This is a genomic window from Nostocoides sp. (genome assembly GCF_035343835.1).
GTDB classification, from domain to species: domain Bacteria; phylum Actinomycetota; class Actinomycetes; order Actinomycetales; family Dermatophilaceae; genus Nostocoides_A; species Nostocoides_A vanveenii.
In genome coordinates this window covers 1-7,971 of sequence record NZ_DAOQZV010000146.1, presented here as the reverse complement: position 1 = coordinate 7,971, position 7,971 = coordinate 1, and the positions used below count along the sequence as shown (strand labels likewise).

Here is a 7,971-nt window from a genome sequence, read left to right as displayed (position 1 = left end):
AGACCCTCCACGTGGGTGGCGCGTGTCCACGCGCGCCCACGGCATACGAAAGCGATTTCCGCGTGGCGACCACCAACGACCTGAAGAACGGGCTCGTCCTCAACATCGACAGCCAGCTCTGGACCGTCATCGAGTTCCAGCACGTCAAGCCGGGCAAGGGTCCGGCCTTCGTGCGGACCAAGCTCAAGAACGTCCTGTCGGGCAAGGTCGTCGACAAGACCTTCAACGCCGGCGTCAAGGTCGAGACGGCCAATGTGGACAAGCGCACGATGCAGTACCTCTACAACGACGGCACCGACTTCGTGTTCATGGACCCCGACACCTACGACCAGATCTCGGTCAGCCCGCAGATCGTCGGAGACGCGGCGAAGTACATGCTGGAGAACCAGGACGCGATCGTGGCCCGCAACGATGGCAATGTCCTTTACATCGAACTCCCGGCGTCGGTCGTGCTGGAGATCAGCTACACCGAGCCGGGCCTGCAGGGCGACCGCTCCACCGGCGGCACCAAGCCGGCCACGCTGGAAACGGGCGCCGAGATCCAGGTCCCGCTCTTCCTCGAGACCGGCACCAAGGTCAAGGTCGACACGCGCGACGGCTCCTACCTCGGCCGCGTCAACTGATCGTCCGCGACAGATAAGAGGCCCGTATGGCGGCACGCACCAAGGCGCGCAAGCGCGCCCTCGACCTGCTCTTCGAGGCCGAGGCGCGGGGCGTCAATGTCGGCGACCTTTTGCACGAACGGCTCGCCACGCCGGTCACCCAGGCGCCATTGAATCCGTATACGGCGACCCTCGTCGAGGGCGTCGTCGGGCACTGGCGCGAGATCAACGAGCTGCTCGACACCTACAGCCAGGGCTGGCCGGTCGCGCGGATGCCCGCGGTGGATCGGGCGATCCTGCGGCTCGGGGCGTATGAAGTGCTCTACAGCACCGAGGTCCCCGAGAAGGTCGCCATCGCCGAGGCCGTCGGCCTAGCGAGTGAGCTGTCCACAGACGAATCGCCGAAGTTCGTCAACGGTCTGCTCGCCCGGCTCGTGCAGGTCAAGCCGACCCTGGCCTGACGCAAGGACCTCAGGGCCGCGCAGCGAGACGTTCGATCTTGCCCGGCTCGCCGGCGACGACGAGCAGGTCGTAGGGCGTGACCTTGGTGTGGGCCTGGGCATAGACGAAGTCTTTGCCCGGGGCCTTCAGGCCCACGACAGTCACGCCATACCGCCCGCGGATCTCGGACTGGCTCAGTGTGAAGCCCTGGGTCTCCAGCGGCGGGCGCATCGTCGCGATCGCGAAGTCGTCCTCGAAGGGCATGTATTCGATCATCCGGCCGCTGAGCAGGCGAGCCACTCGGCGCCCGGCGTCACCTTCGGGATAGACGACGTGATGGGCGCCGATGCGCTCCAGGATGCGACCGTGGCTCGTCGTGACCGCCTTCGCCCAGATCTGCGGGCAGCCGAGGTCGACGAGATTCGCCGTGGCCAGCACGCTGGACTCGACGCTCCCGCCGATGCTGACGACCGCCATCGGGAAGTCCCTGGCGCCCAGTTGTTCGAGCGCCTCCAAGTGGGTCGCGTCGGCCTCGATCACGTGGGTCAGGCGCGGGGCCCACTCCTGCACCAGGACCGGGTCACGTTCGATGGCGAGCACGTCATGGCCGAGAGCGGTGAGCGCTTGCGCGGTCGCGGCACCGAACCGGCCGAGCCCGATCACCATGACCGGCTCGTGACTGAGCTTGTCCTTAGCCAATGATCGGCCTTTCCTCGGGGAGTCGATAGAGGTGGCGCCGCTCTCGCAGGGCGAGGGCAGCGCCGACCGTCATGGTGCCGGTGCGCCCTATGAACATCAACAAGGTCAGCACATATTTGCCGGCATCCGGAAGTTCGGCGGACAGGCCCGTGGACAGGCCACAGGTCGCAAAGGCGCTGAGCACTTCGAACAGGACGCGATCGAGCGATTCATGGGTCAGCTCGGTGACGATCATCGACCCGATCAGGACGATCGTGGCACCGAGCATGGTCACGGCGACCGCGAGCCGCAGGCTGCTAGCCGGAACTCGTCGAGAGAAGACCTCGACATCACGATCACCGCGGGCCTCGGCCACGACTGCCAGGAAGAGCACGGCCAAAGTGGTGACCTTGATGCCGCCGGCGGTCGAGACCGGCCCGCCGCCGACAAACATCAAGGCATCGAGCGAGAGCATGGTGGTGTGGTTCAGGTCGCCGACCGGCACCGTGTTGAAACCCGCGGATCGAGGCATGACGGCCATGAACAGGGCGTCGAGAGCCTTGTCGCTGACCGAGTGCGGCCCCATGGTGGCTGGATTGCGCCACTCGAGCGCGAGGAAGAGCACGATCGACCCCGCGATGAGGATGCCCGTCGTGGCCAATGTGAGCTGGGCGTGCAAGCCCCAGGTGCGGGGCCGGCGCCAGCGATGCCGAAGCACTTGCAGGACCGGGAAGCCGACGCTGCCGAGGAACACCCCGACGATCAGCGGCACCTGCAGCCACCAGTCGCCCGGGTGGGTCGGCAGGCCCCCCGGATGGACCACGATGCCGGCGTTGTTGTAGGCCGAGATCGCATAGAAGAGGGAGTGCCACAGCGCCGGCCCGACCCCTTCGCCGTCAGTCAGGAAACGCGGCACCAGAACGACGAAGACGAGCCCTTCGATCAGGAGCGTGGTGCCGACGACAACCTTGAGCAGCTCGGCCAACTCGCCGAGGCGCTCGGTCTTGGTCTCTCGCGCCGCCAGCACGCGATAGCCCAGGCCCATCCGACGCGAGACGACGATGCCCAGGATCGAGGCCAAGGTGATGATGCCCAGGCCGCCGACCGCGATCGCGGACAAGATGACGACATGCCCGAAGCCCGACCAGTAGCTGCCGGTGTCGTGGACGGTCAGTCCCGTCACACAGACCGAGGACACGGCGGTGAACAAGGCATCGACAAAGCGCGCCCGCTGGCCGGTCTCGGTGGCGCGGGGAAGCAGAAGCAGCGTGGTAAAGGCGAGATTGACGAGGGTGAAGATGTACAGCACGAAGCGTGCCGGATGCGCCTTGGCGCGTTCGGCCATCCGTCCCTGCGTCGAGCCGGCCGCGAGTCTGCGTCGTCGTGGCACCACAGGACCCTATGCCGAATCCTTCCGAAAGCGGGACGCCGACGCGGCCCACGACCTAGCCTGAGGCGGTGCGCTTCCGCTCGGCCGCCGTCGACGGGGTGACGGTCTTCGCCGTGACTGGGGTCAACACCGTCTCCTTCGGGTTGCGCGTGTCCGTCCGGGCCCGGCGCGGACTGCTCGGCTTCGCGGTGCAACGACGTGCCCCCGGCGGTCGCTGGCGGTATGTCGAGGGCTTCAAGGTCTTCCGCTCGGTGGTGCCCGATCCCGAGCCGGGAGCGAGCCACTCCACACACGCCCACCCCATCCAGTCGCTTGTCTGGGACGACTTCACCGTGCAGGCGGGGACGGCATACGGCTATCGCTTTATCCCCGTCCGCGGCACACCGGCGCAGCCGGCGTATGGCCGCCCGGTCGCCATCGAGGTGTCCGCCGAGCCACGCGAGTCGGAGGTCCACGACATCCATTTCAACCGGGGTGTCGCATCCAGCCAGTTCTATGCCCGTCGCTTCGGCAACCTCAGGCCCGACGAGCTCGCGACGCCCGCGCTGCGTCAACTGGCGATGGACTGGCTCAGCCGGGATCTCGATGAGGCGCTCATCGCGTTCATCCGGTCCGCCGGCCCCGGCGATGCGCTTCGGGGCGCGTTCTACGAATTCAGTTATGGGCCCGTGCTTTCCGAGTTCCGCGCGGCGATCGATCGCGGCGTCGATGTGCAACTCGTCATCGACCTGAAGGAGAACGAGCACTGGGAGAACAAGAAGCAGGACGACGGCACGCGAAAACGCACGTGGGTCGAGAGCACGCCGCGCGTTGCGAATCTCGCGGCCATCGTGGACGCCGGGTTGCCCGACACCGCGCTCCTCCCGCGGGTCAACCGGCGCGCCGAGATCCAGCACAACAAATTCCTCGTGCTGGTGCGCGCAGGGTCGCCGGTGGCGGTTTGGACCGGGTCGACGAATCTGACGACCGGCGGCATTCACGGGCAATCGAATGTCGGTCACCTGGTGCGGGACTCGGGACTCGCGGCCGACTTCCTCGCCTATTTCTCCCTCCTGGCGAATGACCCGGGCGCGCGGCCGGGGGAGGGGCGCAGCGAGAACATCGAACGCAACCGCGAGTACGAGTCGGCGGTGCTGGCGCTGAGTCCAACGCCGGCCTCGCGGTCGGATATCGGCACCGGGTGCCGGGCGATCTTCAGCCCGCGGCCCGGACCCGAGCCGCTTGCCCTGTATGCCGATCTGCTCGCCCACCCGCAGTCCCTCGCGTGCGCGACCTTCGCCTTCGGGATCGCTCAGGAGCTGAAGGACGTTCTGGCGCAGGGAGATTCGTCCAGTCCGCTGCGGTTCTTCCTCCTGGAGACGCCGGATCGGACTCGCCCCGGCGCGCCGCGGATCGAACTCGATGCGAGCAAGAACATCTACCAGGCGTGGGGAAGCGAACTCGGCACCCCGCTGGGGCAATGGGTTGCCGAGACCACCACGCGCGAACTAGGCCTCAATGTTCATGTCGCCTTCATCCACAACAAATTCCTGCTCAGTGACCCCCTAGGCGACGACCCGATCGTCGTGACCGGATCGGCGAACTTCTCGCGCGCCTCGTGTGTGGACAATGACGAGAACATGGTGGTCATTCGTGGGGACCGGCGGGTCGCGGACATCTATTTCACCGAGTTCAACCGGCTCTTCTTCCACTACTACTTCCGGTCCGTCGTCGAATCGCGCTCGCGGACCGACCGGGCGGGGGCGCGGCGGGCGGCACCTGCGGCGCTCGATCTGAGCGAGGACGACGGTTGGCTGGAGAACTACGGCCCCGGCAGCCTTCGCACGAAGCGCGCCGAGCAGTTCATCACCATGTCGGGTGCCCGGCTCTCGCTCCCCGCCGAACCGTGAGGGCGCGGCTGCGTATCCTGCCCGGATGACCTCCGCCTCGCGTCTGCGGGTCACCAGCGTGCGGTATGCCGATCCCGCCGACCGCGCGCACCTCTCCTCAGCGATCGCGGCGCTGAGCGATGGCCTCCCGATCGCCTCGGTCCTGGTGGTGGGCACGCCGACGGCCGGCTTCGCCGTGGTCGTCGACGACGCCGGATCGTTGCGGCTGGCCGGTGTGCGCGTGTCCGCGGAGGTCGCTGGGCTCGGAGTCGAGGAGATGCTGATCCGCGCCGCGCTCGGCCTGATGCTCGATGCCGGGCAGAAGCACGTCGCCGTGACGGCGACGGCCGATGCGGACCCGGTCATCAGAACCGTCGTCGCCGGTATGCCGGTGCCCGACCCGCTTGCGGATTCCCCCGTCGCGATCCCTGCGGTCAGCGTGATCCCCGTGCGCGAGGTGGCCGGCCGCCTTGAGGTGTTTGTCCAGTACCGCGTCAGCACCATGGATTTCGCGGCCGGGGCCGTGGTCTTTCCGGGCGGCCGCATCGACCCCGGCGACCGACAAGCAGGTGCCGCACTAGCGCTCCCCGCGACGCTGGTGGCCGAGCACGGTGCGCGGTGGGGGAGAACGGCATACGGTCATTTGGGGTCCGCCGAGGAGGCGGCACGCACGCTGCTGGCCACGGGCATCCGGGAGGTCGCGGAGGAGACGGGAGCCGTCCTCGACCCCGCTCGGCTGGTCCCGTGGGACGACTGGATCACTCCGATCGGGATGCCTAAACGCTTCGATGTACGCTTTTTCCTCTATCCGGTCGAGGCAGCTGAAGCGGCCAGCTTCGGTCATACGACCACGGAGGCGCACCGCTCCGGGTGGGCCGGCGTTTCAACCCTCGTCGATCGAACGGAGGCGCGCGAGCTGGTATTGCTGCCGCCGACGCGAACCATCCTCGAGGAGCTCAGTGCGCTCGGCTCAGTCGCGGGCGCCCTGTCCCTGACGCCGGTCCTCAGGCCGGTGCGGCATGACATTGCCGCGCGCCGACCACGCCGCTGACGGCCTCGGGTCGCTACGGTCGGGCGATGGGAGAGACACCGAAGCGACTGCGTCGCCTTGCCACCATCACTGCGCTGACCGGATTGGCCGTTTCCGGCGCCTACCCTGCGCTCGCCGGGCCGGGTGACGGCGGCGCCGATGCCGGGGCGCCGCCGACGGTGATGATGCCGACGGGCGGCGGTTACGAGTTCGAGACGCTCCAGGCATTCGCCAAGATGGCGATCTCGCGGGCCGGAGACACGACCGTCGATCTCGTGGTCGTGCCGTCCGCCTATGGCGACGACTGGCCGAGCCGACCCGAGAACATCGCCCTTGCCAAACAGCGCACCCAGGAGGTGCAGGACGCCTGCACTGCGGTCGTGCCCGCCGGGATGCGGTGCGTCGGCCGACTCGCCCTTCTGCTCAATCGAGCCGACGCTCTGAAGACGTCGAACTCGGCCGCTTTGCGCAGCCCGAGCCTGGACGGCATCTATGCCCTCGGCGGCGACCAGGGGATCGCGATGAAGGTGCTGGCGAACTCGCCCGCGGAAACGGCGATGACGGCGGCGGTCAAGCGGGGCGTGCCCTTCGCCGGCACCAGCGCTGGGGCAGCGATCGAGTCGACCTCGATGATCAACGGTTATGTCGGCGATTATGGTGCCGCGCAAGGACTTCGGCGCGGCTCGACGCTGATGTGGTGGGGCAATGACGGCGACCGGCAGCGCGGCCTGGTCTTCGGGTCGCAGCGGGCGATCTACGATCAGCACTTCTATGAGCGGGGCCGGTTCGGCCGGTCGCTGTCGACGATTGCCACCGCCGACGAGCGGTTCGGCGTCACGAGCCCCGTCGGGGTCGGCGCCGATTATGCGACCGGTGTCGTCAACTACGGCGACCGGACGCTGACGCAGGTCTTCGGCCTGTCCGGGGTGGCGACCATCGACTACGAGAGCCTGAACGCCACCCACCGGTGGGTCGGCACCGAGCGCTGGCTCTCGGCGCGGAAGGTCAAGGTCAACCTGCTCACCGAGAACACCGACTATGACCTGGTGACCCGGCGGATGACCCGCGGCGGCGCCACCGTCGGCGCGGTGACGGGGCGCGCCTGGGTGGTGCCAAGGGCGTCGGCCACCGGCACGGTCTATCTCGGCGGTGGGGTTCTCGGCGGCTCCAATGTGGTGCCGAGCGTGGTCAAGGATGCGGCGGCCGCGAGCGCCGATCCAGCGAAGGCCCGACTGCTCATCATCTCCGCCGACACCCGCTCGACCGCCGCCGCCTACGGCACCAAGGTCAAGGAGGCCGGATGGATGGGCCACGTCGACACTGTGACCTATGGCGACAGCGGCTGGATGGGCACCGATGTCACGACGTATGACGCGGTCCTCCTCGTCGCGGTCTCCCCGCCGCAGGCGGCCAAGGCCTTCCGCGATGCGAGCTTCCGCGCCCTCGCCGCGACAGCGGCTGCCGCGGCGCCGGTGTTCTTCGCGGACGGCCCCGCAGCGGCCTACGCCGGCGCGCGGTGGTCACCCAATGCCCGGCCGAACGGCGACAACTACGAGGAGGTCTCCGGCCTGGCGTTCAAGACGACCGAGGCGAAATGGCAGCGCGGTCTCGGAGTCGTCTCCGCAACCGTCGTCCCGGCGCTGAACACCGATTACACCTGGGGCCGGCTTTTCAACGGCGTGGCCGTGGCCAAGGGGCAACTCGGTCTCGGCATCAATGCCGGCACGGCGATCCGTTTCCAGGGCAATGACATCCGCGTCGTCGACGGGGCTGTCGTCGTGGCCGACGGCCGGGACGCCTCGACCTGGGCCTCCTCGAACGGGACGCTCGGTGCCGCCGGACTCGTGGTCGACACCTTCGGTCCGGGGGAGCGCCTGGCCCGCTGACGCGTTCCTATTACCGTCGAGTGGCCGATTCAGCCCCGTCGAGTGGCCACGGTCGCGGAGCGACCTGGGCCACTCG

Annotated in this window: 7 protein-coding genes; 5 read left to right on the top strand and 2 right to left on the bottom strand. The window is 68.2% G+C overall.

The features are described from left to right. Window positions 1–62: 62 nt before the first annotated feature. Together efp and nusB are read left to right on the top strand one after the other, a co-directional pair. The gene (efp, locus tag PKH97_RS10960; RefSeq protein ID WP_324387447.1) at window positions 63–623 is read left to right on the top strand and encodes an elongation factor P; all 561 of its coding nucleotides are present in this window, start codon (window positions 63–65) and stop codon (window positions 621–623) included. Window positions 624–649: 26 nt separating this feature from the next. Continuing rightward, window positions 650–1,063 carry a transcription antitermination factor NusB gene (gene nusB, locus PKH97_RS10955; protein ID WP_324387445.1) on the top strand — a complete coding sequence of 138 codons (414 nt, stop codon included), beginning with the start codon at window positions 650–652 and terminating at the stop codon, window positions 1,061–1,063. Between the two features lie 10 nt (window positions 1,064–1,073). Here the strand turns inward: nusB and PKH97_RS10950 are convergent, their stop codons facing one another. Both PKH97_RS10950 and PKH97_RS10945 read right to left on the bottom strand, forming a co-directional pair. Beyond that, window positions 1,074–1,709, bottom strand: coding sequence for a TrkA family potassium uptake protein (locus PKH97_RS10950; RefSeq protein WP_324387446.1), 636 nt, complete (start codon window positions 1,707–1,709; stop codon window positions 1,074–1,076). A gap of 25 nt (window positions 1,710–1,734) precedes the next feature. Then, the gene (locus tag PKH97_RS10945; RefSeq protein ID WP_324387444.1) at window positions 1,735–3,111 is read right to left on the bottom strand and encodes a potassium transporter TrkG; all 1,377 of its coding nucleotides are present in this window, start codon (window positions 3,109–3,111) and stop codon (window positions 1,735–1,737) included. A gap of 68 nt (window positions 3,112–3,179) precedes the next feature. Here PKH97_RS10945 and PKH97_RS10940 point away from each other — a divergent pair, with 68 nt between their 5' ends. From PKH97_RS10940 to PKH97_RS10930, 3 genes are read left to right on the top strand one after another with little or no spacing between them, the layout of a single operon-like run. Beyond that, entirely contained in the window at window positions 3,180–5,000 is a 1,821-nt protein-coding gene (locus PKH97_RS10940; protein ID WP_324387443.1) for a phospholipase D-like domain-containing protein, read from the top strand. 25 nt (window positions 5,001–5,025) lie between these two features. Continuing rightward, window positions 5,026–6,030 carry a hypothetical protein gene (locus PKH97_RS10935; RefSeq protein ID WP_324387442.1) on the top strand — a complete coding sequence of 335 codons (1,005 nt, stop codon included), beginning with the start codon at window positions 5,026–5,028 and terminating at the stop codon, window positions 6,028–6,030. Between the two features lie 26 nt (window positions 6,031–6,056). Then, entirely contained in the window at window positions 6,057–7,895 is a 1,839-nt protein-coding gene (locus tag PKH97_RS10930; protein ID WP_324387441.1) for a Type 1 glutamine amidotransferase-like domain-containing protein, read from the top strand. Window positions 7,896–7,971 lie beyond the last annotated feature (76 nt).